This window comes from Pseudomonas sp. DCB_BI (assembly GCF_026240995.1).
Lineage (GTDB): Bacteria > Pseudomonadota > Gammaproteobacteria > Pseudomonadales > Pseudomonadaceae > Aquipseudomonas.
Genome location: NZ_JAPFCG010000002.1, coordinates 43,006 through 58,486, shown reverse-complemented (window position 1 = coordinate 58,486; position 15,481 = coordinate 43,006). Strand labels below are relative to the sequence as shown.

12 protein-coding genes are annotated in these 15,481 nt (G+C 63.9%); 5 read left to right on the top strand and 7 right to left on the bottom strand.

The window, feature by feature from the left end; translation table 11 throughout:
• Nucleotides 1–32 precede the first annotated feature (32 nt).
• Nucleotides 33–260: a hypothetical protein gene (locus OO258_RS02590; RefSeq protein ID WP_110742812.1), complete on the top strand. Its 228-nt coding sequence runs from the start codon at nt 33–35 to the stop codon at nt 258–260.
• 6 nt (nt 261–266) lie between these two features.
• Here OO258_RS02590 and pdeM read toward each other — a convergent pair whose 3' ends face one another.
• The 7 genes from pdeM to OO258_RS02555 all read right to left on the bottom strand — a co-directional run bounded on the left by pdeM (nt 267) and on the right by OO258_RS02555 (nt 11,623).
• Complete coding sequence (gene pdeM, locus OO258_RS02585; protein WP_266028760.1) at nt 267–917, bottom strand: ligase-associated DNA damage response endonuclease PdeM; 651 nt, start codon at nt 915–917, stop codon at nt 267–269.
• Nucleotides 914–3,367 carry a ligase-associated DNA damage response DEXH box helicase gene (locus tag OO258_RS02580; RefSeq protein ID WP_266028759.1) on the bottom strand — a complete coding sequence of 818 codons (2,454 nt, stop codon included), beginning with the start codon at nt 3,365–3,367 and terminating at the stop codon, nt 914–916. The genes pdeM and OO258_RS02580 overlap by 4 nt, the downstream gene beginning before the upstream one ends.
• A 67-nt stretch (nt 3,368–3,434) precedes the next feature.
• Nucleotides 3,435–4,550, bottom strand: coding sequence for a succinylglutamate desuccinylase/aspartoacylase family protein (locus OO258_RS02575; RefSeq protein ID WP_266028758.1), 1,116 nt, complete (start codon nt 4,548–4,550; stop codon nt 3,435–3,437).
• 135 nt (nt 4,551–4,685) lie between these two features.
• Nucleotides 4,686–6,341, bottom strand: coding sequence for an ATP-dependent DNA ligase (locus tag OO258_RS02570; protein WP_266028757.1), 1,656 nt, complete (start codon nt 6,339–6,341; stop codon nt 4,686–4,688).
• A complete protein-coding gene (locus tag OO258_RS02565; protein WP_110742821.1) occupies nt 6,338–7,354 on the bottom strand; it encodes a ligase-associated DNA damage response exonuclease in 1,017 nt (338 codons plus the stop codon). Before OO258_RS02565 ends, OO258_RS02570 begins: the two co-directional genes overlap by 4 nt.
• 382 nt (nt 7,355–7,736) lie before the next feature.
• Complete coding sequence (locus tag OO258_RS02560) at nt 7,737–10,178, bottom strand: penicillin acylase family protein (protein ID WP_266028756.1); 2,442 nt, start codon at nt 10,176–10,178, stop codon at nt 7,737–7,739.
• Between the two features lie 104 nt (nt 10,179–10,282).
• Complete coding sequence (locus OO258_RS02555; protein ID WP_110742825.1) at nt 10,283–11,623, bottom strand: PLP-dependent aminotransferase family protein; 1,341 nt, start codon at nt 11,621–11,623, stop codon at nt 10,283–10,285.
• Between the two features lie 180 nt (nt 11,624–11,803).
• Here OO258_RS02555 and OO258_RS02550 point away from each other — a divergent pair, with 180 nt between their 5' ends.
• From OO258_RS02550 to OO258_RS02535, 4 genes are read left to right on the top strand one after another with little or no spacing between them, the layout of a single operon-like run.
• Nucleotides 11,804–12,508: a serine O-acetyltransferase gene (locus tag OO258_RS02550; RefSeq protein ID WP_266028755.1), complete on the top strand. Its 705-nt coding sequence runs from the start codon at nt 11,804–11,806 to the stop codon at nt 12,506–12,508.
• Nucleotides 12,505–13,293 (top strand): alanyl-tRNA editing protein, encoded by a 789-nt coding sequence (locus tag OO258_RS02545; RefSeq protein WP_266028754.1) that lies wholly within the window; start codon nt 12,505–12,507, stop codon nt 13,291–13,293. Before OO258_RS02550 ends, OO258_RS02545 begins: the two co-directional genes overlap by 4 nt.
• Nucleotides 13,290–14,501, top strand: coding sequence for an MFS transporter (locus OO258_RS02540; RefSeq protein ID WP_266028753.1), 1,212 nt, complete (start codon nt 13,290–13,292; stop codon nt 14,499–14,501). The genes OO258_RS02545 and OO258_RS02540 overlap by 4 nt, the downstream gene beginning before the upstream one ends.
• Complete coding sequence (locus OO258_RS02535) at nt 14,498–15,400, top strand: PLP-dependent cysteine synthase family protein (protein ID WP_266028752.1); 903 nt, start codon at nt 14,498–14,500, stop codon at nt 15,398–15,400. The genes OO258_RS02540 and OO258_RS02535 overlap by 4 nt, the downstream gene beginning before the upstream one ends.
• Nucleotides 15,401–15,481 lie beyond the last annotated feature (81 nt).

Here is a 15,481-nt window from a genome sequence, read left to right as displayed (position 1 = left end):
TGATGTGTAGCGGCTCACGTCAGGAGCAGCCAATGAAACTCCACCCCGCAATCAGTGCCAAGCTGGCAGGCCTGCAGCCCAATCACGTCGGGTTGTTGCCCTGGTCACTACTGGCGCACCCGCTGCCGATGCAGGCGGGGGGCGTGCCCCACCAGCCTGATCCCGATACCCCGCAACCTGCGGAGCCTGGTGAATCTCCCCCCATGGAGCCCGGCGAACCGACCTTGCCAGACGAGCCACCTCCAGCACCGGTGGCCTGAGCGCCGCTACAGTGGCCAGACGCGGCCGGCGCCGGCCAGGTAAACCTGGCTGGTGCTGGCAGGAGTGACCTCCCAGCCACCTGTGAATTCACCGAATGCCGGTAGCAGGCTGACCTGCGCATCGATCAGGAAGCACGGCAGGCGCAGGCGTTGACGGGCCTTGCCGCGCAAGACGAAGACCGGGTGCACGTGGCCTGCCAGTACCGGGTGTGTCGGGTGGGCCTTGGGTTCATGTTGCAGCGCAAAGGGGCCCAGAATCCACGGTTCGTCCTGCACTTCGATATTCAACGAAGCAGGCGGATCGCCGGCGTTGCGATCATGATTGCCGCGAATTAGCACGATTTTCAGGTCCTGATGCCGTTCTCGCCAGGCATACAGGCGCGCTAGCGTTGCGGGTGCCCGGGCTGTGCGCGCATGCAGAAAGTCGCCTAGCACGATCAGTCGTTCGCAGTCATAGGCCTCCAGCAAGGCGTCCAGGCGGGCGAAATTCGCCTCGGTAGTGCCGCGCGGCACAGGTTGGTGCAACGCGCGATAGCTGGCGGCCTTGCCGATATGCACATCGGCAACCAGCAGGGCGCGCTGTGCTGGCCAGTAAATGGACTTGTCCGGGAGCAGCCATAGAAGCTGGCCGCAGTGCTCGATGGCCTGATGGTTCATTGTCCCGCGCCTGCCGCGTGCTCCAGCTCCGCAACCATCCGCGCAATCCGGTCCGCCAGTTTTTCGGTACTCAAAGTTTCGCGCATTCCCTCCACCAACAAGGCGAACGCCAGCGGCCCTGGCCGCTTCAGTGCCTGCAGGTCCAACCGCAACCCATTCATTTTCAGCAGCTGCCGGTGCAACCGTTCAATCTCCAGTTCTTCACTCAATACCTCATCCCGCGCCTGGCCAAGCAGCAGGTTACCCGCATCATGCTTGCGGAACACTTCGTAGAACAGCCCGCTGGACGCCTGGATCTGCCGGGTGCTTTTTTGCGCGGCCGGGTATCCGCCAAACACCAGCCCAGCAATCTGGGCAATTTCGCGAAAGCGCCGTAGCGCCATCTCCCCCGCATTCAGGCTGGCCAGCACATCCTCCAGCAGCTGCTCGGTGCTCAGTGCCTGGGGCAGATGCGTAGCCCAGTCCACATTCCCCGGGCTGAGCAGTTCGAACCCATAGTCATTGACCGCGATCGAAACCGAAAGTGGCTGGGTGCGGCTGACCCGCCAGGCAATCAGGTTGGCCAGGCCCAGGTTGGCCATGCGCCCGGCGAACGGGTACAGGAACAAGTGCCAGCCCTGGCGGGACTTGAAGGTTTCGGCCAACAGCGTCCCGGTTGTGGGCAAGGCTGACCATTGCGCCTGCAGTGCCAGCAATGGGCGCACTGCGCGCATCTCCGGGCCGTCGAAGCGTTCATGGGCAGCCGCGTCGAGCTGTTCGACCAGCGCATCGGCCAGTTCGCTCGAGAGCGGCATGCGCCCACCGTTCCAACGGGCTACCGCAGCCTTGCGCGCGGTGCTGCGACGCACATAGGCGGTCATGTTCTCAACGCGCACCAGTTCCAGTACCCGCCCGGCAAACACCAGCGTATCGCCGGGCCGCAGGCGGGCGATGAACGCTTCTTCGACACTGCCCAAGGTCTTGCCGCCACCGCCCTTGCTCCAGAATTTCAGTTGCAGGTTGGCATCGCTGACGATGGTACCGATGCCCATGCGGTGGCGACGAGCGAGGCGTTCGCTGGCCACTCGATACACCCCGTCGGCCTGGCGCTCAACGCGCTGGTAGTCGGGGTAGGCGGTAAGTGAACTGCCGCCGTGGCAGACAAAATCCAGTGCCCACTGCCACTGGCTGTCGCGCAACCCGGCAAAAGCCCACGTGCTGCGCACTTCGGCCAATAGTTGCTCGGGGTGAAAGCCACTGCCCAGGGCCATGCTGACCACGTGCTGCACCAGCACGTCCATGCACAGGCGCGGTGAGAAGCGGGCTTCGATGTGCCCGGCGGCCAGTGCCTGCCGGGCCGCCGCCGCCTCGACCAGTTCCAGGCTGTGGGTAGGCACCAGCGTGACTCGCGAGCGCCGCCCAGGCGCGTGCCCCGAGCGCCCCGCCCGTTGCATCAGCCGCGCAATGCCTTTGGCTGAGCCGATCTGCAGCACCCGCTCCACTGGCAGGAAGTCCACGCCCAGGTCCAGGCTGGAGGTGCAGACCACCGCTTTCAGGTTGCCTTGCTTGAGGCTGCGCTCGACCCAATCGCGGGTATCGCGGGCCAGCGAGGCATGGTGCAGGGCAATCAGGCCGGCCCAGTCCGGGCGGGCTTCAAGCAGGGCCTGGTACCACAGCTCGGCCTGGGCTCGGGTATTGGTAAATACCAGGCAACTGGTACTGGCATCGATTTCCTGGCTGACCTGGGCAAGCATCTTCAGCCCCATATGGCCGGCCCAGGGGAAGCGTTCTATCGCCATCGGCAGCAGGGTGTCGACCTGCAATGCCTTGTCTTGTCGCCCCTGTATCAGCTGGCCGCCTTGCGGCAGCAACACATCCAGCGCGTGCTGCAGGTTACCGAGGGTGGCCGAGAGGCCCCAGGTCGTCAGCCCAGGTAGCCATTGGCGCAGGTGGGCAAGGGCCAGTTGCAGTTGCACGCCCCGTTTGTTGCCAAGCAGTTCGTGCCATTCGTCCACCACTACCAGGCGCAGCGTGGCGAAGTCCTCACGGGCCTGGGCCCGGGTCAGCAGCAACGTCAGGCTCTCGGGTGTGGTGACCAACACGCTTGGCAGGCGCCGGCTTTGCCGGGCACGCTCAGCACTCCCGGTGTCGCCGCTGCGCACGCCAACGCTCCAGGGCAGCTCCAGCTCCTCCAGCGGCGCCTGCAAAGCGCGTGCGGTGTCTGCGGCCAGTGCGCGCATGGGGGTAACCCATACCACTTGCAACGGTGCCGGCTGGCGACCCTGGGCTGGGGCCTTGAACGCACGTAGCGCACCGAGCCATACCGCGTAGGTCTTGCCAGCACCGGTACTGGCGTGGAGCAGGCCTGACTCGCCGCGCTCCAGCGCCGCCCATACCCGACGCTGGAATGCGAATGGCTTCCAGCCACGTTTGGCAAACCAGGCATTGGCGAGGTCGGGGGTGGAGGGCATGTGGCGGGTGGTCCTTCGAAGGCTGTGTTTCTACAGACCTCCCGTTGGCGGCAATGGTTTTACCGGATCAATTGCCCAGCAGGTAGCCGCTGCGGCACACCTGCTCGCCGGCCACATGGGCGATGACCATGCCGGCCGTTGCCATGCGCCGTGCGCTGCGGGCATACAGAAGGCCGGGCTGGCTATTGCGTATGGCGGTGACCCGGTCATTGAGCGGGTCGATGACTTCGGCTATCAAATGGCCGGCTTCCAGGTGTTGGCCGGGTTTGGCGTGATACACCAGCAATCCGCCCAGGGGTGTCGCCACTGGTTCCACTGCAGCCAGCGGTGTAGCCGGGCGGTGCAAGGCGGGCAGGGCCCCGCAAGTGCCCTCGATAACGCCTGCATGGGTGAGGAAGTCGAGGATCGCCCGGCAGTCTTTGCTGGCCAGGTCATGGCTTACGTCCGCCTGACCACGCAACTCGACGGTTACCGAGCAGCAGCCCAGCGGAATCGGGAAGCGCTTGCCAAAGCGCTGCTGTAACTGCCACCAGACCAGGCTGAAGCATTCATCGAACGACTGCCCGCCCGAGTCGGTCGCCAGCAGGCTGGCCTGGGCGCCCAGGTAGCGGGCCAGTGGCTCGATCTGCGGCCAGGCGTCTGGCGTGGTGTACAGGTGCTCGACCGCCTCGAAGTCGCAGTGCAGGTCCAGCACCATGTCGGCGTCACAGGCCAGCCGTTGCAGGATCAGGCGCTGGGCCTGCAGGGGGGTGCGCGCAGGGTGCGCATCCAACCCCCTGCGCAGGAATTCGCGAATCAGCGCGACGTTGTGTGCCGGGTCCTGGGTCAGGTGCCCTTCGATCTGGTCGCCGATGCTGTCCGACAGGTCGACGAAGTTGCGATTGAAGTTTTCGCCGCTTTGCAGTTCGAACCGCCCCAGTGGTGCGTCCAGTAGTACCTGCTCCAGGCCGACCGGGTTGGCCACCGGCACCAGGATGATCTCGCGCTGCAGGCGGCCCTGTTGCTCCAGTTCTGCCAAGTGGCGCTTCAGGTGCCAGGCCACCAGCATGCCCGGCAGCTCGTCGGCGTGCAGCGAGGCCTGGATATACACCTTGCCGCCACCGCGGGGGCCGAAGTGGAAACTGTGCAGTTGACGGGTGATGCCCGGAACGGGCGAGAGCAGGTCGTGGGTTGAATGGTGCATGGTGGTCCTGGCTGCGTGGCGAAAACGGTCTGCGACACGGGTCGGCATTCAGATAGAAGCACAGTTTCCGGCCTTGCGCCTCCATCGGTGTTTACCTGGCTACCGCGAACCAGCCAGCACGGTCCGGAACGGGTGTCAGGCCAGCAGGCCCTGCAGCGTCGCCAGGTCATCCGCTTCATCCACCGGCTTGTCCAGGCGCCAGCGCAGCATGCGCGGAAAGCGTACGGCGATGCCGCTCTTGTGGCGGCGGGACAGGGCGATGCCTTCGAAGCCCAGCTCGAACACCAGCGTGGGCGTCACGCTGCGCACAGGGCCGAAGGTTTCCACCGTGGTCTTGCGAATGATGGCGTCGACCTTGCGCATTTCTTCATCACTGAGCCCTGAATAGGCCTTGGCAAACGGCACCAGTGCCCGCCCCGGCGAGCCGGCTGGCGCGTCCCACACAGCGAAGGTGTAGTCGCTGTACAGGCTGGCCCGACGGCCGTGCCCGCGCTGGGCATAGATCAGCACGGCATCGATGCTGAACGGGTCGATCTTCCACTTCCACCAGGTGCCCATGTCCTTGGTCCGGCCCACCCCGTAAAGGGCTTCGCGCTGCTTGAGCATCAGGCCCTCGACGCCCAGGCTGCGCGAAAGCTCGCGCTGTCGGGCAAGGTCGGCCCAGTCCGGGCCTTCAAGCAGCGGCGACAGCAGCACCGGTGCAAGCGGGTGTTCATCGACCAGCCGTTGCAGTTGGCTGCGCCGTTCGTGTTGCGCTCGGCTGCGCCAGTCTTCGCCTTGCCACTCCAGCAGGTCGTAGGCCTGCAGCACGACAGGCGCATCGTTCAGCAGCTTCTTGCCCAGCGTTTTGCGCCCGATGCGCTGCTGCAGCAAGGCAAACGGCTGTACGGCCAGTTCATCTCCATTTCCCGGCTTCCAGACCAGAATCTCCCCGTCGAGCACCACGCCGTCCGGGAGCGTCTGCGCCAGGCTGTGCAGTTCGGGGAAACGGTCGGTCACCAGTTCCTCGCCGCGTGACCAGATCCAGATTTGGCCATCGCGCTTGACCACCTGGGCGCGAATACCGTCCCACTTCCACTCGATTTGCCAGGCACTCGGCGGCCCGAGGAAGGCATCGAACTGCTCGACTGGGACTTGCAGCGGATGGGCGAGGAAGAATGGATAGGGCTGGCCACCACGCTGGCTGTGTTCATCGGCGGATTCAGCAGCAATCAGCTTTTGATAGCTGGCGGCCGTAGGGCGATGGCTGATATCGGTGTAGCCGACCAGGCGCTGGGCCACGCGTTTGGCATCCAGCCCGGCCAATTGCGCCAGCGCGCGGGTAACCAGCAACTTGGACACGCCCACGCGAAAACTGCCGGTGATCAGTTTCAGGCAAAGCATCAGGGTGGGGCGTTCGAGTTGCGCCCACAGCGGTGGCAGGCGCTGCCGGACCTGTTCAGGCGGCAGTCCACGCAAGGGCAGCAAGTGTTGTTCAACCCAGGTCGCCAAGCCTTCGTCGCTGCCTTGGGCATGCAGCGGTAGCAGTAGCGATATGGTCTCTGCCAGGTCGCCGACGGCTTGGTAGCTTTCTTCGAACAGCCAGTCCGGCAAGCCGGCCAAGGCCGTTGCCAGTTCGCGCAGAAGACGCGTGGGCACCAGTTGCCGCGGACGCCCGCCGGCCAGGAAGTACACGGCCCAGGCAGCATCTTCGGCGGGCGCTGCCGCGAAGTAGTCGCGCAGAGCCTCGAGCTTGGCGTTGCTGGAGGTGGTCGCGTCCAGGCGCAGGTACAGCATGGCGAAGGCTTTCATGGCGAAAGCCCAGTGTCCGGTGCGTCGTCCTCGTTACCATATTCGGTGACGAAGGCACGGGCATCCAGGCCTTGCTCGTTGAGGTAGCGCACCAGCACGTTGACCGAGCCGTGGGTGACCATAACCCGTTCTGCGCCGGTCTGGCCGATGGCCCAGAGCAGGCCTGGCCAGTCGGCATGGTCGGAAAGCACGAAACCGCGGTCTACGCCCCGGCGTCGGCGTGTCCCACGCAACAGCATCCAGCCGCTGGCGAACGCATCGCTGTAGTCACCAAAACGGCGCATCCAGCTGCTGCCTCCGGCTGATGGCGGAGCCAGGACCAATGCCTGGCGCAGTAGTGGGTCGTTGCGTGGGATGTCGCCGGCATAGCGGGTTTCCGGCAGCCGGACACCGGCCTCGCGGTAGACCCGGTTGAGCGGTTCGACGGCACCATGCACCAGGATCGGGCCGATGCTGGCGTCCAGCCCGTGCAGAATCCGCTGGGCCTTGCCGAAGGCATAGCAGAACAACACGCTGGCCTTGCCTTGCTCGCTATTGGCCCGCCACCAGGTATTGATGCCGGCGAAGATCTCGGCCTGGCTCGGCCAGCGGTAGATCGGCAGGCCGAAGGTCGATTCGGTGATGAAGGTATGGCACGGCACAGGTTCGAAGGGCGTGCAGGTGCCATCGGGCTCGACTTTGTAGTCGCCTGAGGCGACCCAGACTTCGCCTTGATACTCCAGGCGCACTTGCGCCGAGCCCAGCACATGCCCGGCCGGATGCAGGCTCAGTGTCACGCCGTGGTGTAGCAGGCGCTGGCCGTAGGGCAGGGTCTGTAGATCGATGTCCTGGCCCAGGCGGCTGCGCAGGATACCGGCCCCGGGGCTGGCGGTCAGATAATGGCCATTGCCGGTGCGTGCGTGGTCGCCGTGGCCATGAGTGATCACGGCTCGGTCCACGGGCCGCCAGGGGTCGATATAGAAATCCCCAGGCGGGCAGTACAGGCCTTCGGGGCGAGCAATCACGAGGTCCATGGGCGTTTTGCACGGGCTGAGTTACCAGTTAGGAGCCGTGGTGGAGGCAGGAAGTTCGGACGGGTTGGGGTTGGCAGGTGCCGGGCGGGCAACTGGCAGCGCCTGTGAGATCGTGCGCCGCCCGCGCGGCGCTTCGCGGGGCAAGCCCGCTCCCACATTTCGGGTCAGTTAATCCTGTGGCAGATTGGTACGCCCCCTTGGCGCATGGCTCGACATTGAGCGGTCTAACAAGGCGGACAGCGGTGCCCTCACAGGAATGATTGGCCCGAAACAGATGTGGGAGCGGGCTTGACCCGCGAAGCGCCGCGCGGGCGGCGCACGATCCCACAGGCGCTGCCAATATCTGGTCAGGCGTTTCTCAGCCTCCCCCGTTACATATGCCTTACCGCCCCGGCACCAAGGTCAAACGCTGGTTGCCATACGCCCGCCCGAAATTCTGCGGCTGCAGTGGCAGGCTCATGAAACGCCCTTTGAACCAGGCATCCAGCGCGTCGCCGTGGTGCGCGCTGGCCGGGTTGCCGGACTGGCCGCTGCTGGTCAGCACCTGCAGCGGTTCGGCCTGACTGAAGTCGACGATCATCCGCGCCGAGGCCGGCAGACGGGTATCGAAGTCGCTGCCCCAGGCGTACGGGGTGAGGGCCAGGGTGCTGAAGTCGCCGCCTGCGGCCAGCGGCGAGCGGCTCAGGGCGTCGCCCAGGCCATGGTAGGCCGGTGCCGGCCAGCGATACTGGTGCAGCCTGCCCCACTGCCAGGCACGGCGGTCGGCCCCCAGTTGCGCGGTGCCGGCATCCACCGCGCCCGCCAGGCTGCGGGCGAGGATGGTGGGCTTGTCTTCTTTCTGCGCGGTGTTGCGGTCATCCCAGAACGGGCTGTCATCACGGCCCAACAGGTGATCGGCCTGTGCCGAGAATGACAGCCGTGCATTGCTGACAAAGGCTTGCCAGGCCGGGCCAGACTCCGGTCCGAGGTCGTCGAGGAAGGTCTGCCGCGCCACTTCCTGGAGGAACAGTTCGTACAACGCGGCATCCGCCGACACCGGGCTCAGGCGGCCGTCGAAAGCCTTGAGCCGGGTCAGTGCCTCACGGGCCTTGTCGCGCTGTGCGGGAGGCAGGGCGTCGATCGCCTGCTTCAGTGGCAGGGCCATGCCGGGGGCGTCGAACATCTGCTTGAGCTTGTCGGCCAGCAAGGTCACCTGGTCGTTCTGCAGGGCCATCAGGCTGCGGCTGTCGTGGCGACCATTGCCTGCCAGCTGGGCCAGGCGTTCGGCGCGCTCAGGGTAGTACCAGGTATTGGACAGCTGCATGCCATAGCCACGCGGCTGACTGCGCTGGTTGGCGTGGCCGATCCAGCCCGCGCTCGGGTCCTGGTCATACGGGTGTAGCATCGGGTCGGCGTAGCCATCCCAGTCGTAGCGCCCGTCCCAACCTGGCGAGGGTAGCAGGCCCTGGCCTTCACGGCGGTTGGGGTAGCGGCCACTGACTTGCCAACCGATGTGCTCGGGTTCGGCGAATACGAAGTTCAGCGCCGCGGCAGTCACTTCACGGGTGCTGTCGAACGCCCGCTCGACGTTGCTGGCCCGGGTCAGGTTGAACAGCGCATCCAGGCTGCGGTCGCCCTTGAACTGCGGCAGGTTCAACGCCAGGCCCAGGCTGGCGTTGGCTGGCTGGGCCAGCAGGGTGCCGTGACGGGTGTCGTACATGACCTCGCGCAGCGGCCGTTGGCCGCGGACGAAGAAGGTTTCGCTACGGGGGCGGGCGGGCAGCCATTTGCCGTCGGCCAGATAGTTCAGCTGGCTGCCCTGGCGACGCAATTGCTCCAGGAACAAGTCCTGGTTGTCGGCCATGACCGCGCTGCTGCTCCAGGCCAGCTTGCCGTTGTAACCGGCCAGCACGATGGGCAGGCCAGGCAGCGACAGCCCGGCAACCTGATATTTGCTGGTATGGATCTGCACCGGGCTCAACGCCCAGGCAGCGCGGCTGTCGCTGGCCATGAGGCTTTTGCCGCTGCGGCTGCGCTGCGGGCCCAGGGCCAGGTTGGCGGAGCCTGGGCTGCCGAGCAGGTCGAGATCGGCCAGTTTCTGGCTGGTGGCCGCCAGGGCTGGCAGCCCCGGCAACTGGCTGGCAAGGTTCAGCCCCTTGAGCTTGTCCATTTCGCTGTGCGCCAACGGCTCGTCCGGGGCACCGGGCAGCAGCCAGGCCAGCTTGTCGCTGCCGACCTTCTGCGCCAAGGTCAGGGCGCTGAGCTCTTCCTGCAGGTTGACTGACTGGCTGAACGCGTACAGGCAGAAGATCAGCGCGGAGTCCTCGGGCTTCCAGTATTCCGGGCGATAGCCGGTGCTGGCCAGTTCGGCAGGCAATTTGTCGCGGTAGCGGAACAGGTAGGCGTTGACCCCGCGCGCATACACTTCAAAGAAGCGCTTGAGCCGTGGCGACGCGTCGGCATATTGCTGGGCGGCGCTCTGCTTGAGGTTGGCGGCGCGCATCAGGCGGTCGATGTCCAGTGCTTCGCTGCCGGCCAGTTCAGCCAAGCGGCCTTGGGCCAGCAGGCGCATGGCGACCATCTGCTCGATGCGATCGCCGGCATGTACATAGCCCAGGCTGAACAGCGCGTCATGAAAACTGCTGCTTTCGATCAGCGGCGCGCCCATGGCATTGCGCCGCACCGAAACATTCTGCGCCAGGCCCTTGAGCGGCTGCACACCACTGGTCGGTGGCACGCTGTTCTGGTAGCCGCCCGTCTGGCAGCCGGCCAGCCCGAGCATGCCGAGCAGCGTGGCAGCGGTTGCGAACCGCGGGCGGAAGGGTGGAAAGGCGGGGGCGGCCATGGCAAGGGCTCCTGCAAGGCGAGGCTGGTTTGGAAAGGCGCTAAAGGTAGTTAGCGCGCAGGCGCCATGCAAGGTCCTGGGTCGGTTTATTTGCCGGCGGCGGATCAAACGTCGAAGTGATCGGCCAGGGCGTCCGAAAAATGCGTGCAATTGATACGTGCGTAGCGCCGGTAGTCACGGGTGACGGCAAATGCAGAACCGGGCATCAGCAGGATCTTGTGCTGTTCCAGTTTGCGCATGAAAGGTTGCAGGTCGGGCAGGTCTGGGTGGTAGACCCACAGGAACATACCCCCTTGCGGGGCAATTTCGAACTGCCAGCCGCGCTCGAGCAACAGGCGTTGGGTTTGCACTTGCTGGCGAATCAGGCGCTGCTGCACGTCCTTCATGTGCCGGGCATAAGTGCCATCCGACAATATGGTGTTGACGAAGCGTTCGCAGAACGCCGGCACGGCGACGCAGGTCAGCAGCTTCAGGCGCGTCAGCGGTTCGATCAGGTCTTGCGAGCAGGCAATGAAGCCTACGCGCAGTGAGGCCGACAGGCATTTGGAGAAACTGCCCACGTAAATGACCCGGTCCAGGTTGTCCAGTTCGGCGAAGGTCTGGCGCACGGCCGGGCTGAAGTCGCCATACACATCGTCCTCGACCACGTAGAACTCGTGCTCCACCGCCAGGCGCAGCACGCTGAAGGCGATGTGTGGGCTGATGTTACTGCCGGTCGGGTTGTGGAAGGTGCTGTTGCAGAAGAACGCCTTGACCTTGTGCGTGGCCAGGTAGCTTCGCATTTCGTCCACATCCGGCCCGTCCTGGGTCCGCCGGATGCCGACCACGTGCCCACCCGCCAGCTGGATCAGCTTGATCAGGTTGCCGTTGCCCGGCTCATCGACGAATACATGGTCGCCCGGCTTGATCAATAGCCGCGCAACCAGGTCCAGCCCTTGGGTGGCGCCCAGCGTGGTCAGCAGCTGGTTGGGGCGGGCTTCGACGCGGGTCAGCCGTTTCATGTGCACGCACAGCTGCTTGCGCATGGGCAGGTAGCCCTGGATATCGCCATATTCGGCCAGCGAACTTTGTTCCAGCCGCGCGGTGCGCCGGATCGCCTTGGCCAGTAGCTCGGTGTCGCGCCAGGCGGGCGGCAGCCAGCCGCTGCCCAGTTTGGTGTAGTGCTGGCCACCCTGCAGCAGGCGGAACAGCGGGTCGCCGGCCATGCACTCGGGCTCGTGGATCACGCTGGCTTGGCGGCTGCGGTTGGCAACGAAGTAGCCGCGGCCGGGTGACGCCGTCAACACCCCCTCGCTGACCAGCTGGGCATAGGCCGACACCACATCGTGGTAACTGAAGTCGACGGCAGCTGTCAGCTTGCGAATCGAGGGCATGCGCTGGCCAGGCAACCATTCACCCGCATCCAGGCGTTGTTTCAACAGGAGATGAAGGTTGCTGGTGATCATGGCAGGTCCGAAACCGTTAGAAAAAAAAGCCTAACAGTTAACGGAAATGCTTGTCGACTGTTCGTTTGCAAGTGGCCAGTACATGCCACTATCCCCTTGTCGGAACTTTCGGCTGCCCGCCTTGGCAGCACATTTAACGTCTGTTCAAACCAGACAACTGGATATCGAGCCCTGCCCCCTATGGACATGCAATCAGCCGTCATTGCCAGGCTTCCTGTGCCTGATGAACTGGAGTCATACAAAGTTGTAAAAAACCTTGTGACCTCTGCGTTATTGGAGTGCTGTTCAATTGAAGAATTCGAAGCGCTGAAAACAACAGCGATTATTGATGAAGTGACCGAGCAGGCGCATGCCGACCTGCTCGCATTTGCCATGAAGGACCCGGCCGCCGGCCGTGACCTCATCTTCATTGCCAGAACCTATACCTCTTATTCCGCTGTGTTGCATTACCGGCTTGCCCACTGGGTCTACAGCAACAGCGCAGCTTCATATGGCGCCGGCGGCCAATGCCTCGCCGCCATGATTTCACGGCGCGGAAAAATGCTTTCTGGAGCGGAGATCCACTTCCGTAGCCGCATCGGCGCGCGCTTCATCATCGATCACGGCATGGGCACCGTCATCGGCGAAACCTCGACCATTGGTGACGATTGCTACGTGCTCGGCGGCGTCACCCTGGGTGCTCGCGGTATCAGCGACAACCCGTCGAACGCGAGGCATCCGACGCTTGGCAACCGCGTGCAGATCGGCGCTTTCGCCAGTGTACTGGGTGCAATCCATGTCGGTGATGGCGCCTTTATCGGGCCGGGTTGCATTGTGACCAAAGACGTTCCTGCTGCTGCCCGGGTGCAGGTTAAAACATCATTGCAGGTGGTACTTGAATCATGAACGCTCTGAACTATGAAGTTATGCGCAATACCGAAAAACTGTATTACAAGGATCAATACCTGGCGGGTGCCAACACGCAAGTTACCCGGGTGCACAGTGACGGCATCGAGTTGCAAAGTACCGTCGCTTATCCCGAAGGTGGCGGCCAGGAGGCGGACTTCGGCACGATTGAACTCCCCATGGGTACCGTGCGATTTGTCTGGGTTAAAAAACTCTACGGCAGCCCCATTCGCCTGGAAGGTTTCAAGGGCGGAAAGCTGGGCGGCATCATTATTCACAGCTTGCACCCTGACGACCTGCATGTGCTGGATGAGGTCACGGTCGGCATGCCGGCCCGCGTCACCATCGACGTTGAACGGCGCGAACGTCTAACGCTTTCGCACAGTGCCAGCCACTTTCTGTATGCCGCTGCCGTCGGGCTGCGGGAGGAACTGAAGCAGTGGACCATCGGCTGCCATATCAAGGAGGACACGGCCCGCTTCGACTTTTTGGTCGAGGACGCCTTCACGGCCGAGGACGTGGTCGAGATAGAACGGCGGGCGAATGAACTGATCGGTTGCAACGCGCCCATCGAGCACTACGCGGTCGAGGGGCTGGAGGACGCCCGCTTGTGGACCTACGACGGCATCGAGATCCCGTGCGGTGGCACGCACCTGGATTCACCTCGACGCATCGGGCGGCTGAGCGTTCGGCGCAAGCGTCTGGGCAAAGGCAAGGAACGGCTGATCTGCGTGTTCCCTGATGCCGAAATCGACCTGTCCACCTATCACGAGCATGCACTATGACCAGCACCCTGCCGCGGCGCACTTACCTGTATTTCAGCGCACAGTCGATCAACCTGACCACGGCGGTCATGTCGGTAACCATGGCTGCCATCGTCGGTGCCGCGCTGGCGCCAGATGCCGCGTGGTCTACGGTGCCTTATGGCTTCCAGTTTCTGTGCCTGATGCTGGCAACCTATCCGGTTTCCAGGTTGATGAGCCGCATTGGTCGCAAGAAAGCGTTCATGCTCGGCGCGATTCCCCTGGCGCTGTCAGGCGTCAGCGGCTTTCTGGCGGTGCAGCACCAGCACTTCGCAACCTTGATACTCAGCCATTCTGCGCTGGGTGTGTACATCGCTTTTGCCAACTTCAACCGCTTTGCAGCCACAGACAACCTTGCCCAGGCCCTGAAACCCAAGGCCCTTTCGCTGGTCGTGGCCGGCGGCGTCATCGCTGCCGTGGTCGGGCCGACGCTCACCGAATGGCTGCGCGACATGGGCGGCTATCCGTTGTTTTCGTTGTGTTACGCCGCGTTTGTCGGCTTGGCGCTGCTGTCACTGCTGATCGCCCTGTGCCTGCCCAACGATACCCACACGGCCAATGCGGCCAACAGCGCCGTCAGATCGGCCAGTGCCCGCGCCGAGCCGGCAAGCCCGAGCGTTCTAGTGGCAATGGCCGTCGCTGCGCTGGGCTACGGGATCATGAACCTGCTGATGATCCAGGCCTCGATGCACATGAAGCACATGCACCAGGACTTTACCGACGTGCGTTTGGCGATCCAATGGCATGTGATTGCCATGTTTGCGCCGTCGTTCTTTACCGGTGCAATCATCCAGCGGCTAGGCATCAGGACCACAATCTGCGCAGGCCTGGCCCTGTTGATCGGTTGCTCGGCGTTGAACATCTGGTCGCACAGCTACGCCATGATGACCCTGGCGCTGGTTGCTCTCGGGCTCGGCTGGAACCTGACGTATGTGGGGGGCGGTGCCTTGCTGGCGCAGTCGCTGCAGAATAGCCCGGCAGCGATGCAGATGCAGGGCAAGAACGACCTGGCCATCGCCATTTTCGCCACCATCGGCGCCTTCAGCCCTTCGCTGTTGCTGAGTACGGTCGGCTGGGACGGTACCAATGCCATTTGCATGGTCTTGTGCATCGGCCTGCTCATCGCCACTGCCGGCCTGCTGCAGAACAAGGCCTGCCTGCGTGCTTCAATGGAAGGTGGCCGCAAATGAGCGAGCTGATCAGCGTCAGTGAACGCATCTATACCAAGCTGGAAATGAACAACCCGGGTGGCAGCCACAAATACCGTGCGGCCCGGCGCATCATCGAGCATGCCGTTTGCAATGGCGACATCATCCCTGGGGTGACGACCGTCATCGAGAAGACCGGTGGCAGTTTCGGCTTTGGCCTGCTGGCGGCTTGCCACAAGTATCAGGTTGCGGTCGAACTGGCCGTTGGGCTGAGTTTCAGCCAGACCAAGCGTGACTTGCTGGAGTGCTTCGGTGCCCGGTTGATTGGCAAGGAAATGCTCCTGGCCGGTGCAACACCCAAGGACGTGGTGATGCACCACCTGGAAAACCAGGCCGCGCTGGGCAAGTCATACTTCTACACCGACCAGTTCAACAACCCTGTGGGGGTCGAAGCCCATCGGTATCAGACCGCCAGCGAACTGGCCGTGCAATTGACCAATGCCGGTGCGGGGCGGGACATCCTGTTTGTCGGCTGTGCAGGTACGGGTGCCAGTTTCACCGGTATTACCCTGGGGTTGAAGGATCATGGCTTTGACGTGTCGACGGTGCTGGTTGACCCCAGCGGCTGTGATTCGCGGGCGGGTGTGTTCGCCGATCATCGCTTCGAGGGCATGGCGGTGGGGGTTTGCCCGCCTTTCATGGACTGGTCGCTGGTGGACGAGCGGGCCCAGGTGCAGCACGCCGAAATGCTGGCCGCGCAACGCTGGTTCTACATGCAAAGTGGCATTTTCGTGGGCAATACCGCCGCCGCCTGCCTGGCGGTTGCCCAGCGCATGGCGCAGCATCCGCGCTATGTCGAGACTACCCTGGTGACCATCGCCTATGACGCTGGCCTGTGGTATCAGGACCTGCTGGGGACGAGCCGGCGTAATGCAGCGTAGCTCCATGCAGGTACAGGTCGGCCTGGAGCCTGCACGGTTCATGTGGCAGCGGGCTTGCCCGCGACGGATCCAGCACGGTAG